This window comes from Nocardia sp. NPDC055002 (assembly GCF_053608825.1).
Map to the genome: position 1 here is coordinate 121186 of NZ_JBSGWE010000005.1, position 14593 is coordinate 135778.

Consider the following 14593-nt stretch of genomic DNA (forward strand, 5'->3'; position numbering starts at 1 on the left):
TCCCGAGAGCAGGCAGGCCCGCTACCCGCCGCCGTTCGATCGCGAGGTTCACCCCATGACCGCTGCCGCCGCCACGACCGTCACCCCGATCTCGTCGCGATCGGCTCGCGTTCCCGCCGCGCGAATCACCGCTCTCGGCAAGCGATTCGGTGAGCGAACCGTGCTCGACGGGATCGATCTCGAGATCGGCGCGGGCGAGATCGTCGCACTGGTCGGGCGCAGTGGATCGGGCAAGTCCACGCTGTTGCGGATCCTCGGCGGCCTCGATACCGCCACTCGCGGTGGGGTTTCCGTCGAAGGCAGGCCGACGATCGTCTTCCAGGAACCCCGACTGATCCCGTGGCAGCCGGTGGTGCGCAATGTGGCCCTCGGCAGGCCGAAGCCGCGCAACCGACGTGCCGACGAGCAAGCCGCCCGTGACCTGCTCGCCGAGGTCGGCCTCGCCGGTCGCGCCGACGCGTGGCCGCTCACCCTGTCCGGTGGTGAGGCCCAACGTGCCGCGCTGGCAAGGGCATTGGTGGCCGAGCCGACGCTGTTGCTGCTCGACGAGCCCTTCGGCGCTCTCGACGCCCTGACCCGGCTGACGATGCACGAGCTGCTCCTCGGCCTGCACGCGCAGCGCGAATTCGGCGTCCTGCTGGTGACCCACGATGTGCTGGAGGCGATCACCCTGGCCGACCGCGTTCTCGTTCTCGACGACGGCCGCATCGCCGCCGACGTGCCCATCGAGCTGCCGCGCCCCCGCACCGCCGCCGCGCCGGAAGTCGCCGAGTACGCGACGCAGCTGCTCGCACTGCTCGGCGTGCACTGAATCCTCCGCACCATCGCACGAAAGTTGTTCCTGTGAAACGCACTCCGATGTCCCGTCTGGCGGGCCTTGCCCTCGCCGTCGTCGCAACGCTCGCACTGAGCGCCTGCGGCGACGACACGGCGACCGAGGCCGCCCCCTCTGGCCCGGTCGACCTGAGCACCGTCACACTGAAAGTCGGGGACCAGAAGGCGATTTCGATCGAGGTGCTGCTGAAGGCATCGGGACAGCTGGAGAACCTGCCCTACAAGATCGAATTCTCCACCTTCACCGCCGGTCTGCCGCTGGTCGAGGCGGCGAGTGCGGGCGGTATCGACATCGCCCAAACCGGCAATACCCCGGTGATCTTCGGCGCGGCCGCCGACGCCGACATCAAGATCGTCGGGGCGCTCTCGGCCACCGGCAAGGGTGACGCGATCCTGGTCGGCAAGGACTCCACGATCGGTTCGGTCGCGGCCCTCAAAGGCAAGAAGGTCGCCGTCTACAAGGGCAGTTCGGCCAACGCGAACCTGCTTCTGCAACTGCAGAAGGCCGGCCTGTCGCTGAGCGATGTCGAGCCGGTCTACCTCGCTCCCGGCGACGGCTATACCGCGCTCACCCGCGGCGACGTCGACGCCTGGGCCACCTGGGACCCCTACACCGCCATCGCCGAAAAGGAGATCGGCGCCAAGTCGATCGCCACCGCCGACCAGGCCGCCAACGGCTACAACTTCTGGGTGGCGGGCAACAAGACCGTCGCCGACGCGGGCAAGTCCGCCGCTCTCGCCGACTTCTTCCAGCGCTACGCCGCCGCCACCAAGTGGTCCTCGGACAACCTCGACACCTGGTCGACCAAATACGCCGAACTGACCCAGATCAGCGTCGACGCCTCCCGCACCACCTGGACCCGTTCGATCAAGGAGCCGATCAAACTCACCGACCAGGTCATCGCCTCCGAACAGGAAATCGCTGACGCCTTCACCAAGGCCAAGGCCATCCCCGGCAAGGTCGACTTCAAGTCCTACGTCGATACCCGCTTCGACAAGGCGTAAGTCTCGCTGAGCTGCCGCTACGCTTTTCCGAACGCGAGTGCGACATTGTGGCCGCCGAAGCCGAACGAGTTGCTGAGGGCGTAGTCGATCCTGTGCGGCCGTGCGGCCCCGGCGACGATATCGAGATCGATCGCCGGGTCCGCGTTGTCGAAATTCAGTGTGGGCGGCACGATCTGCTCACGCAGGCTCAGGATCGTGAGGACCGCTTCGAGAGCGCCCACCGCGCCGATCGAATGACCGAGCGCTGACTTCGGCGCGTACACCGAGGCATCGGGAGCGACCGCGGTGATCGCCGCCGCTTCGGAAGCATCGCCGATCGATGTCGACGTCGCGTGCGCGTTCACGTGATCGACGTCGCGAACCCGCAGCCCCGCAGTGTGAATCGCCTTGCGCATCGCCCGCGCCGCACCGGTACCCGCCGGGTCGGAGGCCACGATGTGGAAGGCGTCGGAGGTGATGCCCGCACCGAGCACCCTGGCGTGGATGCGCGCACCACGCGCCTTCGCGTGCCGCTCGGATTCGAGCACGAGCAGCGCGCCCGCCTCGCCGAAGACGAAGCCGTCGCGGTCGCGGTCGAACGGCCGGGAGGCGCGTTCGGGCTCGTCGTTGCGGGTACTCATCGCCCGCATCATCGCGAAGCCCGCGATGGGGACCGGGTCGATATGCCCTTCGACGCCACCGGTGACCACCACATCGGCCTCGCCGGTGCTGATCAGCCGCCACGCGTGCGCGATCGCCTCCGACCCCGACGAGCAGGCCGATACCGGCGCGAAAACCCCACCCTGCGCGCCGATTTCGAGACCGACGGTCGCGGCGGGTCCATTGGGCATCACCATCGGCACGGCCAGCGGTGAGACCTTGCGGTAGCCGCCCGCCCGCATCGCGTCGACGGCATCGATCAGTGCGTCACCGCCGCCGAGGCCGGTACCGATGGCCACGGCGAGCCGCTCACGGTCGACGTCCGGCGCGCCCGCAGCCTGCCAGACCTGCCTGCCGAGGACCAGAGCCATGCGTTCGACATAGGAATGCCTGCGCTGCTCGATCCGCGTCAGCTCGGCGTCGGGCGAGGTGACCAGTGGTCCGCCGATCCGCACCGGCAGATCGTGCTCGGCGAGGAACTGGGTGGGTAGCGCCCGGATTCCGCTCTCGCCGCGCAGCAGACGCGACCAGGTCTCGTCCATGGTGTCGGCCAGTGCGGTGGTCGCCGCGTACGCGGTCACCACCACGCCGTCTCGAGTTTCTGAAGCGATCGGTACAGTCACGCTGACATGAATACCTGTAGCACTCGCTACAGTCAACCCATGGCCCGTCCCCTCGACCACCGCAAGCGCGCCGAGATGCTGGCCGGCGTCGTCACCTACATCGCGTCGCACGGCTTGGCCGAGCTCTCGCTGCGACCGCTGGCCGCGGCGCTCGGAACCAGCTCGCGCATGCTGATCTACTACTTCGGAACCAAGGAAGAACTGCTGGTCCAGGCATTGGCGACCCAGCGACCCGACCTCGCCGCGCTCTTCGCCGACATCGTGGAGCCCGCGCAGCTACCCGAGCGGCTGATCGGCTTCTTCGACGTGAATTCCGAGGGCGCCGAAGCCGACAGCGTGCGGGTGCTGCTGCAGGTGCTCGGTGCCGCGTGTGCCCCCGGCTCGCCGTACCAGGACTACGCCAACGCCGCGATCGCCACCTTTGTCACCGAACTCGCCGCCGCGCTCCGGCGGGCCGGGCTGGCCGAGGATCCCGAGGTGGTGTCCACGCTGCTGGTCTCCGGATTGCGCGGCATCATCCAGGACCGTGTGATCACGGGCGACCGGGAACGCACGGGCCGCGCCGCGCGCGCCCTCATCGAGGCGGTCCTGCCCGGCTGAGCACCCGTCGGTGATCGGCCCGCGTCGGCCTTCGCGTGCTCGGATCGCGGCCGGACCTGCCGCGAGCGTTGCCGGGCGGGCGCCACTGTTGTGGGTAGCTTGTCGTCAACGGACGTCGAGGGCCGAGCGGCCGGTGAGGTGGCCAGGGTGAGCGAAGCGCGGGACGAGTCCTACGGGTCGGTGCGCTGGGTGATGCTCGGGGTGCTGTGCGCCAGCCTGTTGCTGGTGGCGATGGATGCCACGATTCTCAACGTGGCGCTGCCGTCGCTGATCGAGGATTTGCAGGTCGGGCCGCTGGAACAGCTGTGGATCATCGACATCTACGGGCTCGTGCTCGGCGGGTTGCTGATCACCACCGGCGCGCTCGGTGATCGGGTGGGGCGAAAGTTGTTGTTCATCAGCGGGTTCGTGCTGTTCGGCATCGCGTCGGTGGTCGCGGCCACCGCCGGGAGCGCGGCGCAGTTGATCGGCGGCCGGGTGTTGCTCGGGGTCGGCGGTGCGATGGTGATGCCGTCGACGCTGTCGCTGATCCGCAACATCTTCACCGACGTGCGCGAACGCACCATGGCCATCGGGATCTGGGCGGCGGTCGCCGGCGTCGGCGCCACGGTGGGGCCCATCGTCGGTGGGTTCCTCGTCGAGCACTTCGGGTGGTCGTCGGCGTTCTGGCTCAACGTGCCGGTGGTGGTCGTGACGGTGGTGGTGGGGCTGTGGGTGTTGCCGGAATATCGTGCGCCGCAGGCGGGGAGCCTGGACTGGTTCGCCGCCGCGCTGTCGGTGGCCGGCATCGTCTGTCTGGCGTGGGGTGTCAAACATCTCGCGAAAGGCGAAGCGAGCGAGGTGGACTGGGCGATTCTGCTGATCGGCATCGCCGCGCTGGCCTGGTTCACCCGACGTCAGCTCACCGCCACCGACCCGCTGCTGGATGTGCGGCTGTTCCGCAACGGCGCGTTCACCGCGGCGGCGGTCGCGACGCTGCTGGCCATGATGGCGATCGGCGCGGCCATGTTCCTGATCTCGCTGTGGCTGCAATACGTCCACGGCTACAGCCCGTCGCAGGCGGGCATCCGGATGTTGCCCGCCGCGCTCACGCTGCTCACCGCCTCCCTGCTCACGCCGTTTCTGATGGAGAAGTTCGGTGTCCGCGCGGTGCTCGGTTTCGGCCTCGGCGCTGTCGCCCTCGGCTTCCTGCTGTTGGCGGTGAGTCCGGAACCCACCACCTATCCGGTGGTCGCGCTGGTGCTGGTGTCGTTCGGTCTCGGCGACGGTATGGCCGTGACCGCGGCGGCCGCGGTGCTGGTCGGCGCCGTGCCCGCGGACCGGGCGGGCCAGGCGGGTGCGGTGGAGGAGACCAACTACGAGGTCGGCGTCGGTTTCGGCGTCGCCCTGCTCGGCAGCCTGCACGCCAGGATCTTCAGTCAGCACATGACGGGCCTTTCCGTCCCCGCCGACAAACTGGACCAGGCGAGCGGTTCGATCGGCGGTGCGGCCGAGGTGGCCACCGACCTACCCGAACCCGCCCGCGACGAACTCGCCCATGCCGCCGGTCATGCCTTCGACGTCGCCCTCACCACCACGTCCTACATCTCGGCTGCCGTCGTCGCGGTGGTGGCTGTCGGCACGGTCTGGCTGGTCCCGAAAGGCTTCCGCGTCGCCGGCGACCACTGAGGACACACCCTTGACGCAACCTAAGGGTTGCAATACTCTGAGTTGCAACCAGTCGGTTGCAATATATGAGGAGGCATCATGGGATTCCCTGATCAGATCGTCCGGACTGTCGAGCTCGCGCATCCGCCGGCCAAGGTATGGGCGGCCATCACCACCGCGGAAGGGCTGGGGAGCTGGTTCGGCAATACCGCCGAGATCGACCTGCGGCCGGGCGGGGACATGCGAATGACCTGGAAGGAAGGGTTCGCCGCCGACATGCGGGTGGAGCGGGTCGAGGAGCCCTCGGTGTTCGGCTACACCTGGCCGATCAACGGACTGCCCGACGACGACCCGCGCCGCACCTACGTCGAATTCAGCCTCGAGCCCGTCGGCGACGGCACCCGGCTGACAGTCACCGAGACCGGCTTCGCCCAGCTGCCCGACGAGGCGCACAAGGAGGCGTTCGAGGGCAATGTCGGCGGCTGGAAGAGCGAGCTGGGCGAGCTCGTCGAGTACCTCGATGCGGCCTGAGCTGGAGGCCACCGCCGAACGGGTCTTCGTCGCGCTGGCCGATCCGAGCAGGCGGTCGGTACTCGCCGCACTCGCCGCGCACGGTCCGGCCACCGCGACCGACCTCGCCGATCGGCTGCCCATCACCCGGCAGGCGATCGCCAAACACCTTGCCCTGCTCGCGGATGCGGGCCTGGTGATCGCGGAACCGGGGGAGCGGCGGCGCGTGCGCTACCGCCTCGATTCCGCCCCGATGCACGTGGCACAACAATTTCTGGCCGCCCTGTCGCGTGACTGGGACGGCCCACTCGACGCGCTCCGCCGGCATCTCGACGGCTGAGCCGGAAGGAAACGCAATGAGCGACAACGACTTCACCGCCACCATCACCGTCGACAAGACTCCCGACGAGGCCTTCGCGGCCATCAACAACGTGTGGGCCTGGTGGTCGGAGACCATCGAGGGCAGCACCGGCACGGTCGGTGACAGCTACCTCTTCGAGGTCCCCGGCCTGCACCGCTGCACCATGACGACCACCACGTCGATTCCGGGCGAGCGCCTGGTCTGGCACGTCACCGACTCGCACCTGTCCTTCATCGCCGACACCACCGAATGGGAGGACACCGACGTCGTCTTCGACATCACCGAGAACGCCGACGGCACCGAAATCCGTTTCACCCATGTGGGTTTGGTGCCGGCCGGGGAATGCTACGAGGTGTGCTCCAACGCCTGGGGCGCCTACATCACCACCAGCCTGCGCGGTCTGCTCACCACCGGTGAAGGCGACCCGTTCCGGCGCACGAGCACCGGCGAGTCGGAACTGCTCAAGCACGGCAACGCCGACTTGGTGAAGCCGCGCCCCTGATCAGCCCCGGGGCGCGATGAGCAGCGTCTGGGTGCTGCGCCCGATCGGCCCGGTCTCGTCGAACAGCGCGGATTCGGCGAGGCCGATGCCGTGCGGCTGAGGATGGGTCACCGCGTCCAGGCACACCCACTCACCGACCGGCTGACGATGCAGGGTCACGGTGAGGTCGGTGTTGATGAACAGGTACTTCGACCAGTCGAGGACCGCGCTGACCCCGTTTCCCGAATCGGCGGCGGCCAGTGCGCGCTCCAGCGGGCTCGGGGTGGTCCCCGCGACGATCGGATACTTCAACCGGATCCAGCAGATCGCCGGCCCTGGTGCGGCGAAAGAGCCTGCGGTGAATCGGTATTCGATGCCGGTGTGGAAACCGATCTCCTGATCGGAGGGAAACTGCTCCGGCTCGGTTTCCGCGGGCAGCGCCCTGGCGCCGGTCGGCAGGAACTGGGCGGGCAGATCGAGGGCGGGCTCGGCGAGCTTGAGCCGCCACGCGTTGGCCTGCATCACCGGTCCGCGCTCCGACGACAAAGTCGCCTCGATCAGTTCGACACTGCGCCCCGACCGCACCACCTTCGCCTGCGCGGTGAGCGGAGCCAGCGGCACCGGCCCGAGAATCTCGACGGCGACTCGTCCGACCTGGAATCCCGGCCGGGGTTCGCAGCGCTCGATCACATGCCCGAGCAGAGCGGAGGGCGGTCCGGCGTGCTGGGCGTCCGGCGACCACGGGCCCCGGGTCAGCTCGGTCGAGAGGTACCGGTTCGGGTCCGCGGGGTCTTGGCGGTAGAAGGCATCGGCCACCCGGCCGACGTTACCCCGCGCGCCCTCGTGGCCTAGGCGCTGCCCGTCAAGAGGGCGGTGAACAGGTCGAACAGCGGGCGCAGGGCACACGGGCTCGTGTCGGAGGTGCAGCCGATGGACGACGAACCGGAGTCGGCGACCGGGAGGGACGCGGCCTGGGCGGTGCCGAGCGGGGCGGCGAGGGACAGGGCGGCGGCCACGAGGGCCCCGGCGACGATGCGCTTCATTGATTCACTCCAGTGCTCGGCGTGCCGGTAGGTCGACACGATTGCCAATCGTTGCCGATCGCCACGGTGCGCGAAAGCCCCGAAATCCAGGGTGCACGCGCGTACGACGCCCGCCCGATCGCGGAGATCGGACGGGCGTCGGCGAAGGGTGGAGCGGGGTCAGGAGACGACCGGGAGGTACACCTTGCTGCCGTGGTCGGCGAACTCGGCGGACTTCTCGGCCATGCCCGCCTCGATGGCGGCCACATCGGTGAGCCCCTGCTTCTCCGCGTATTCGCGCACGTCGGCGGAGATGCGCATCGAGCAGAACTTCGGACCGCACATCGAGCAGAAGTGGGCGGTCTTGGCGGGCTCGGCGGGCATGGTCTCGTCGTGGTACTCGCGGGCGGTGTCGGGATCCAGCGAGAGCGCGAACTGGTCGTGCCAGCGGAATTCGAAACGGGCCTTGGACAATTCGTTGTCCCGGTCCTGGGCGTGCGGGTGACCCTTGGCGAGGTCGGCGGCGTGGGCGGCGATCTTGTAGGTGATCACGCCGACCTTGACGTCGTCGCGGTTGGGCAGGCCCAGATGTTCCTTGGGGGTGACGTAGCAGAGCATCGCGGTGCCGGCCTGGGCGATGATCGCGGCGCCGATGGCCGAGGTGATGTGGTCGTAGGCGGGCGCGATATCGGTGGCCAGCGGGCCGAGGGTGTAGAACGGCGCCTCTTCGCACAGCTCTTCCTCGAGCCGCACGTTCTCGACGATCTTGTGCATCGGCACGTGGCCGGGGCCTTCGATCATCACCTGCACGCCATAGGATTTCGCGATCTTGGTGAGTTCGCCGAGGGTGCGCAGCTCGGCGAACTGGGCCTCGTCGTTGGCGTCGGCGATGGAGCCGGGACGCAGGCCGTCACCGAGGGAGAAGGTCACGTCGTAGCGCGCCAGGATCTCGCAGAGTTCACGGAAGTGCGTGTACAGGAACGATTCCTGGTGATGTGCCAGACACCACGCGGCCATGATGGAGCCACCGCGCGAGACGATGCCGGTGACCCGCTTGGCGGTGAGCGGGATGTAGCGCAACAGCACGCCCGCGTGCACGGTCATGTAGTCGACGCCCTGCTCGCACTGCTCGATCACGGTGTCGCGGTACATCTCCCAGGTGAGCTTGGTGGGATCACCGTTCACCTTCTCCAGCGCCTGATAGATCGGCACGGTGCCGATCGGGACGGGGGAGTTACGCAGAATCCACTCGCGGGTCTCGTGGATGTTCTTGCCGGTGGACAGGTCCATGATGGTGTCGGCGCCCCAGCGCGCGGCCCACACCATCTTCTCCACCTCTTCGGCGATCGACGACGACACCGCCGAGTTGCCGATATTGGCATTGATCTTGACCAGGAACTTCTTGCCGATGATGGTCGGCTCCAGCTCCGGGTGGTTGTGGTTGGCCGGAATCACCGCGCGACCGAGCGCGACCTCCTCGCGCACCAGTTCGGGCGAGACCCCCTCGCGGGCGGCGATGAACCGCATCTCGGGGGTGATGATGCCCTGACGAGCCCAGGCGAGCTGGGTCGGCGGGCCGTCGACGGTCGGGGAGTCCCATTCGTCGCGCAGTTTCGGCAGCCCGGCTTCGAGGTCGATCACCGCGTTGCCGTCGGTGTACGGCCCCGAGGTGTCGAAGACATCGAAGTGGTCGCCGTTGGTGAGGTTGATCCGGCGAACCGGGATGCGCAGGCCGTCGACCTCCTGGTAGTGCTTGACGCTGCCCTGGATCGGACCGGTGGTGACGGTGTCGACCGTCCTGTCAGAAGACGTGTTCGAGCCCACGATTGTTCCTCCCTACGCCGGCATTACCCGGTCAGGTTCATACGGTCGACGGCCCTGAACGCCCGATATGGGCTAGCCGTCCTCTCAGCCCGCTGGTGCGAGCCCCCGTTGGTGTGAAGTGCGCCGCCGACGATACCCGCCCCGGATCGCGACCCGCCCGGGGATGGACCGGACGGATCGCGCGCGAGGCTCGCTACACCGCTGCCGAGTCGAGCTGTTTCGGCGCGTCGTGCGCGTCGTTCTCGGCTTCATCGAGCCCGAACTTGCTGTGCAGCACCATCAGTGGCTTCGGCGCCCACCAGTTCCAGGTGCCCATCATTCGCATGAGCGCGGGGGCGAGCAGGCCGCGGATCACGGTCGCGTCGCTGATCACCGCCAGCGCGCAGCCGAGGCCGAACAGTTTCATCATCGACACGCCGGAGCTGGCGACGCCGAGGAACACGATGCTCATCAGCAGCGCGGCGGCGGTGAAGATGCGTCCCGTGCGGGCCACGCCCATCGCGACCGCCTCGGTATTGCCCTCGGTGGTCTTGGGCCCGGCCAGCCATTCCTCGCGGATCCGCGACAGCAGGAAGACCTCGTAGTCCATGGACGCGCCGAACGCCAGGCTGAACATGAGGATGGGCATGGCCAGGTTGAGGGTGCCGGTCGCGGTGAAGCCGAGCAGCCCCGACAGATGGCCTTCCTGGAAGATCCACACCATCGCGCCGAACGTCGCCGCCAGCGACAGGATGTTGAGGATCAGCGCCTTCACCGGCAGCACCACGCTGCCGGTGAACAGGAACAGCAGCACCAGCGTGGTGAGCGCGATCAGCGCGCCCGCCAGCGGCAGTTTGCCGGTGATCGCGTTGACCGAGTCCTGGTTCAGCGCGGCCGGGCCGGTGATCAGGGCTTTCGACGGTGCGGGAACGGCGCGCAGGGTGTCGAGCTGGTTGCCACCCGCGTCGGAGTAGGGGTCGACCGTGGTGGCGACCGACAGGTAGGCGCCGTGCTGCGGGTCCGTCATCTCGGGCACGCCAGGGGCCACCCGCAGCCCGTTGCGGTACACCGCCGCGCTGCTGAGCACGGCCGGGACGTCGGGCACCTTGGACAGGTCACGGGCGTAGGTATCGAGTTCGGCGGTGCTGCCCCGGAATTCGGGTAGCACGATGGTCGCGCTCGAGGCCAGGTCGGCATCGAATTCGGTACGCAGGATGTCGCCCACTTCGCGACTGGCGACATCGGTGGGCAGCGACCGGTCGTCGGGGTAGCCGAACTGGACACCCAGGAACGGCGAGCCGAGCAGCAGCAGGAACGCGGTGGTGGCCAGCGCGATCGGCAACGGACGCTTCATCACCGCGGTGACCAGGTGGTACCAGAAGGTCTGACGCGGTTCCTTCTCCGTCCTCGGGGTCAGCCGGAACAGCCGGCGCATCGGTGCGCGCAGGTCGCCCGCATCGATGCGGTCACCCACCAGAACGAGCAGGGCGGGCAGCACGATCACCGCGGCCGCGGCGGCCGCGGCGACCACGGCGATGCCCGCGTAGGCGAACGACTTGAAGAAGTACTGCGGGAACACCAGCAGCGCCGACAGCGAGAGCGCGACGACCAGCGCCGAGTACACGACCGTACGACCGGCGGTCTGGATCGCACGGGTCACCGCCGCCGTCGGGGTGGAGCCCGCCGTCAGCTCTTCGCGATATCGGCTGACGATGAACAGGCTGTAGTCGATCGCCAGCGCCAGTCCGAGTGCCGTGGTCATGTTCAGCGCGAAGATCGATACATCGGTGAGCGCGGTCAGCACGCGCAGAATGCCCAGCGACGCCGCGATGGCGAACAGCCCGATCGCGACCGGCAGCGCGGCGGCCATGAGGCTGCCGAACACCAGCGCCAGCAGCAGGCCGGTGATCGGGATCGCGATCGCCTCGGCGATGATCAGGTCCTTGCTGATCTGGGTGTTGATATCGGCGAAGGAGGCGGCGAGCCCACCGGCCTTGACCGTGACGGGGCCGTTCTCGACCTGAAGTTCTTCGCTCAGCTGGGCCGCCCGGACGGGCAGTTCGGCGTCGTCGCCCTCGATGCTGGCCAGGATGAGCGCGTGGGTGCGGTCCTTGCTGAGCATCGCCTGTTTGAGATCGGGGCGCGCGGTCCAGTACGACTGGACGCCGCTGACGATCTCCGGATGCGCGGCGAGGACCGCCAGCGCGCGGTCGGCGGCCGCCCGCGCGGCGGCGGAATCGGCTACGCCCTCGGTGGTGATCGTCAGGACGTAGTTGGGCTCACTGCCGGGGAAGTGGTCGCTCAGATACTGGCTGGCCTGGACCGAATCGAGATCGTCGGTGACAAATCCACCCGACTTCATGTGCGAGTGCACCGTGGCACCGATCGCGCCGCACAACACCATCAGCACCAGCGCGACCGCGACCACCCATCGTGGTCGGGCAACGGCGGTGCGGGCGATTCTCGTCAACATCGTCGGGTGCCCTCTGCTCGGAAACGTTCGAACCGTCACCGTATCCCGCGTCGAATTATCTCCGATACCGCCTCGGGGTGGAGGTCGGTCGAGTACCATCTCCGCCCCTGGGTGGACGCGGAGGACTGCCCACAACCGCTAGTGGTGTCTCAGATATCGCGTGCCCGCAGGATTCGGCCGCCGACCTCGCCGAGGCCGATTCGCCTGCCCTCGGTGCCCGGCGCGGTGGCGGTGATCGTCACCTCGTCGCCGTCGGCCAGGAATGTGCGGGTCTGATCGTTCACTGTGATGGGTTGTGTTCCACCCCAGGACAATTCGATGAACGACCCACGTTGGGACGGCTCCGGCCCGGAGATGGTGCCGGAGGCGTAGAGGTCGCCGGGCCGGATCGAGGCGCCGTTCGCGGTGAGGTGGGCAAGCATCTGGGCGGGTGACCAGTACATGCGTGAGTAGGGCGGATGCGCGACGACCTCGCCGTTCCAGGCGACGGTCAGGTCGATGTCGAGGCCGAAGTCGCCGGTGCCGCGCAGGTAGGGGAGAGGTTCTGGGTTCTGTGCGGGTAGCGGCACCCGCGCCTGAGTCAGCGCGGCCAGCGGGGTGATCCAGGCCGAGAGCGACGTGGTGAACGACTTGCCGAGGAAGGGGCCGAGCGGCTGGTACTCCCAGGCCTGGATATCGCGGGCCGACCAGTCGTTGACCAGGGCGACGCCGAACACATGCTCGGTGAACTCGTCGACGGTGACCGGTACGCCGAGCGTGGATCCGGAGCCGACGACGAAGCCCAGTTCGGCCTCGATGTCCAGCCGCTGCGACGGTCCGAAATCCGGTGTGCCCGCGGCGGTCCGGCGTTGTCCTCGCGGCCTGATGACCGGGGTGTCCGAGACGACGACGGTGCCCGCCCGGCCGTGGTAACCCACCGGCAGGTGCCGCCAATTCGGCAGCAGCGGTTCACTGTCCGGACGGAACAGCCTGCCGAGGTTGGTGGCGTGGTCGATGCTGGCGTAGAAATCGACGTAGTCGCCGATCCGCACCGGCAGTGCCATCCGCACAGCGGACAAGGGGTACACGGCATCGATCGGCAGCGCCGTATCCGCGAGCGCGCGCAACCTCGCGCGGACCTCGCGCCAGCGCCCGGAGCCCTGCGCGAGAAACGCGTTCATCTCGGGGCGGGCGAACACCGGATCATCGAGCAGCACAGCCAGATCGAGCACCATATCGCCCAACCGGCAACCGACCCGGAAAGCGCCGTCGTGGGGCGCGAAGACGCCGTAGGGCATATTCTCCGGCCCGAACAGCGAGTCGGCCGGTACTTCGACGCGCAGCACCTGCGCGCCGGTCATCGAAAGCCGCCGTTCACGCCACCGCGCTCACTCATGCCTGCCCCGGCCCACGACCGGACCACGTCCACGCGTAAGTGGGATCTTCGCAGGCCAGCGCCCCTTCGCCGAGTTGCAGCGGGCGGAACGTGTCCACCATCACCGCCAGTTCGTCGAAGAACTCCGCCCCGATACTGCGTTCATAGGCACCGGGCTGTGGGCCGTGCGCGTAACCACCGGGATGCACCGACACCGAACCCTGGGCGATACCGGAACCCTTGCGCGCCTCATAGTTCCCGCCGCAATAGAACATGATCTCGTCGGAATCCACATTCGAGTGGTAGTACGGCACCGGAATCGACAGGGGGTGATAGTCGACCTTGCGCGGCACGAAATTGCAGATAACGAAATTGGTGGCCTCGAAGGCCTGATGCACCGGCGGTGGCTGATGAACGCGGCCGGTCAACGGTTCGAAATCGGCGATATTGAACGTGTACGGATACAGGCAGCCGTCCCAGCCGACCACATCGAACGGATGCGTCGCGTAGGTCATCCTGGTGCCGATCACCTCGGTGCCCGCCCGGTGCTTCACCAGCACCTCCACATCGGTGTCCTCGACGAGCAGCAATTCGAGTGGCCCGTGCAGATCCCGCTCGCAATACGGCGAACTCTCCAGTAGCTGACCGAATTTCGAGAGATAGCGCTTGGGCGGGGTGATGTGGCTCGACGCCTCGATCACGTACGCGCGCAACGGTTCCTCGCCCATCGGCAGCCAGCGGTGGGTCGTCGCGCGCGGCATGAGCACCTGATCGCCCTGGCGGACCGGCACGATCCCGAACACGCTCTCCACCACGGCCGCACCGGATTCCACGTACACCAGCTCGTCGCCGATGGCATTGCGGTACAGCGGGGACGCGCCCTTGGCGACCACGTACGAGATCCGCACATCGGCATTGGCCAGCAGCAACCTGCGCCCGGTCACCGGGTCGGTCGTCGTCGCCGTATCGCCGGGAAACAGCAGGGGCAGCCGCAGATGCCGGTGGTGCAGTGGATGATTCGGTGTCAAGGTCTGATCGGGCAGCTCCCAGACCGTAGCGTCGACGATCGCGGGCGGCAGTGCGCGGTGATACAGCAGCGAGGAGTCCCCGGAGAACCCCTCCTCGCCCATCAGCTCTTCGTAGTAGAGGTTGCCGCGCGCATCCCGATGCTGCGTATGCCGCTTCGGCGGCACCGTCCCGGCCCTGCGATAAAACGACATAAAGCGCGCTGACCGCCTCTC

At 68.0% G+C, this 14593-nt stretch carries 14 protein-coding genes; 7 read left to right on the forward strand and 7 right to left on the reverse strand.

Going from position 1 to position 14593, the window contains the following annotated elements; translation table 11 throughout:
• Nucleotides 1–55: 55 nt before the first annotated feature.
• Together ACWF99_RS21720 and ACWF99_RS21725 are read left to right on the forward strand one after the other, a co-directional pair.
• Nucleotides 56–811: an ABC transporter ATP-binding protein gene (locus ACWF99_RS21720; RefSeq protein WP_378633749.1), complete on the forward strand. Its 756-nt coding sequence runs from the start codon at nt 56–58 to the stop codon at nt 809–811.
• 32 nt (nt 812–843) lie between these two features.
• Nucleotides 844–1839, forward strand: a complete 996-nt coding sequence (locus tag ACWF99_RS21725; protein WP_452537231.1) for an aliphatic sulfonate ABC transporter substrate-binding protein — start codon at nt 844–846, stop codon at nt 1837–1839.
• A gap of 17 nt (nt 1840–1856) precedes the next feature.
• Here ACWF99_RS21725 and ACWF99_RS21730 read toward each other — a convergent pair whose 3' ends face one another.
• Nucleotides 1857–3101, reverse strand: a complete 1245-nt coding sequence (locus ACWF99_RS21730; RefSeq protein ID WP_378633755.1) for a KasA/KasB family beta-ketoacyl-ACP synthase — start codon at nt 3099–3101, stop codon at nt 1857–1859.
• 39 nt (nt 3102–3140) lie between these two features.
• On the opposite strand from ACWF99_RS21730, the gene ACWF99_RS21735 reads away from it, so the two are divergent.
• The 5 genes from ACWF99_RS21735 (at nt 3141) to ACWF99_RS21755 (ending at nt 6721) form a co-directional block, all read left to right on the forward strand.
• Entirely contained in the window at nt 3141–3701 is a 561-nt protein-coding gene (locus ACWF99_RS21735) for a TetR/AcrR family transcriptional regulator (RefSeq protein WP_378655773.1), read from the forward strand.
• Between the two features lie 147 nt (nt 3702–3848).
• Nucleotides 3849–5369: an MFS transporter gene (locus tag ACWF99_RS21740; RefSeq protein ID WP_452537232.1), complete on the forward strand. Its 1521-nt coding sequence runs from the start codon at nt 3849–3851 to the stop codon at nt 5367–5369.
• A gap of 78 nt (nt 5370–5447) precedes the next feature.
• On the forward strand, nt 5448–5879 hold the full coding sequence (locus ACWF99_RS21745; protein WP_378633763.1) for an SRPBCC domain-containing protein: 432 nt from the start codon (nt 5448–5450) through the stop codon (nt 5877–5879).
• Nucleotides 5869–6198, forward strand: coding sequence for an ArsR/SmtB family transcription factor (locus ACWF99_RS21750; RefSeq protein ID WP_378633765.1), 330 nt, complete (start codon nt 5869–5871; stop codon nt 6196–6198). The genes ACWF99_RS21745 and ACWF99_RS21750 overlap by 11 nt, the downstream gene beginning before the upstream one ends.
• A 16-nt stretch (nt 6199–6214) precedes the next feature.
• Nucleotides 6215–6721, forward strand: a complete 507-nt coding sequence (locus ACWF99_RS21755) for an SRPBCC family protein (protein WP_378996134.1) — start codon at nt 6215–6217, stop codon at nt 6719–6721.
• Here the strand turns inward: ACWF99_RS21755 and ACWF99_RS21760 are convergent, their stop codons facing one another.
• The 6 genes from ACWF99_RS21760 to ACWF99_RS21785 all read right to left on the reverse strand — a co-directional run bounded on the left by ACWF99_RS21760 (nt 6722) and on the right by ACWF99_RS21785 (nt 14572).
• Nucleotides 6722–7516 carry a thioesterase family protein gene (locus ACWF99_RS21760; protein WP_452537233.1) on the reverse strand — a complete coding sequence of 265 codons (795 nt, stop codon included), beginning with the start codon at nt 7514–7516 and terminating at the stop codon, nt 6722–6724.
• Nucleotides 7517–7548: 32 nt separating this feature from the next.
• Complete coding sequence (locus ACWF99_RS21765) at nt 7549–7743, reverse strand: hypothetical protein (RefSeq protein ID WP_378633773.1); 195 nt, start codon at nt 7741–7743, stop codon at nt 7549–7551.
• Between the two features lie 159 nt (nt 7744–7902).
• Nucleotides 7903–9546: a phosphomethylpyrimidine synthase ThiC gene (thiC, locus tag ACWF99_RS21770; protein ID WP_452537234.1), complete on the reverse strand. Its 1644-nt coding sequence runs from the start codon at nt 9544–9546 to the stop codon at nt 7903–7905.
• A 193-nt stretch (nt 9547–9739) separates the two neighbouring features.
• Nucleotides 9740–11998 (reverse strand): MMPL family transporter, encoded by a 2259-nt coding sequence (locus tag ACWF99_RS21775; RefSeq protein ID WP_452537235.1) that lies wholly within the window; start codon nt 11996–11998, stop codon nt 9740–9742.
• A 149-nt stretch (nt 11999–12147) separates the two neighbouring features.
• On the reverse strand, nt 12148–13323 hold the full coding sequence (fahA, locus tag ACWF99_RS21780; protein ID WP_378634480.1) for a fumarylacetoacetase: 1176 nt from the start codon (nt 13321–13323) through the stop codon (nt 12148–12150).
• 46 nt (nt 13324–13369) lie between these two features.
• Entirely contained in the window at nt 13370–14572 is a 1203-nt protein-coding gene (locus ACWF99_RS21785) for a homogentisate 1,2-dioxygenase (RefSeq protein ID WP_378633780.1), read from the reverse strand.
• Nucleotides 14573–14593: the final 21 nt, after the last annotated feature.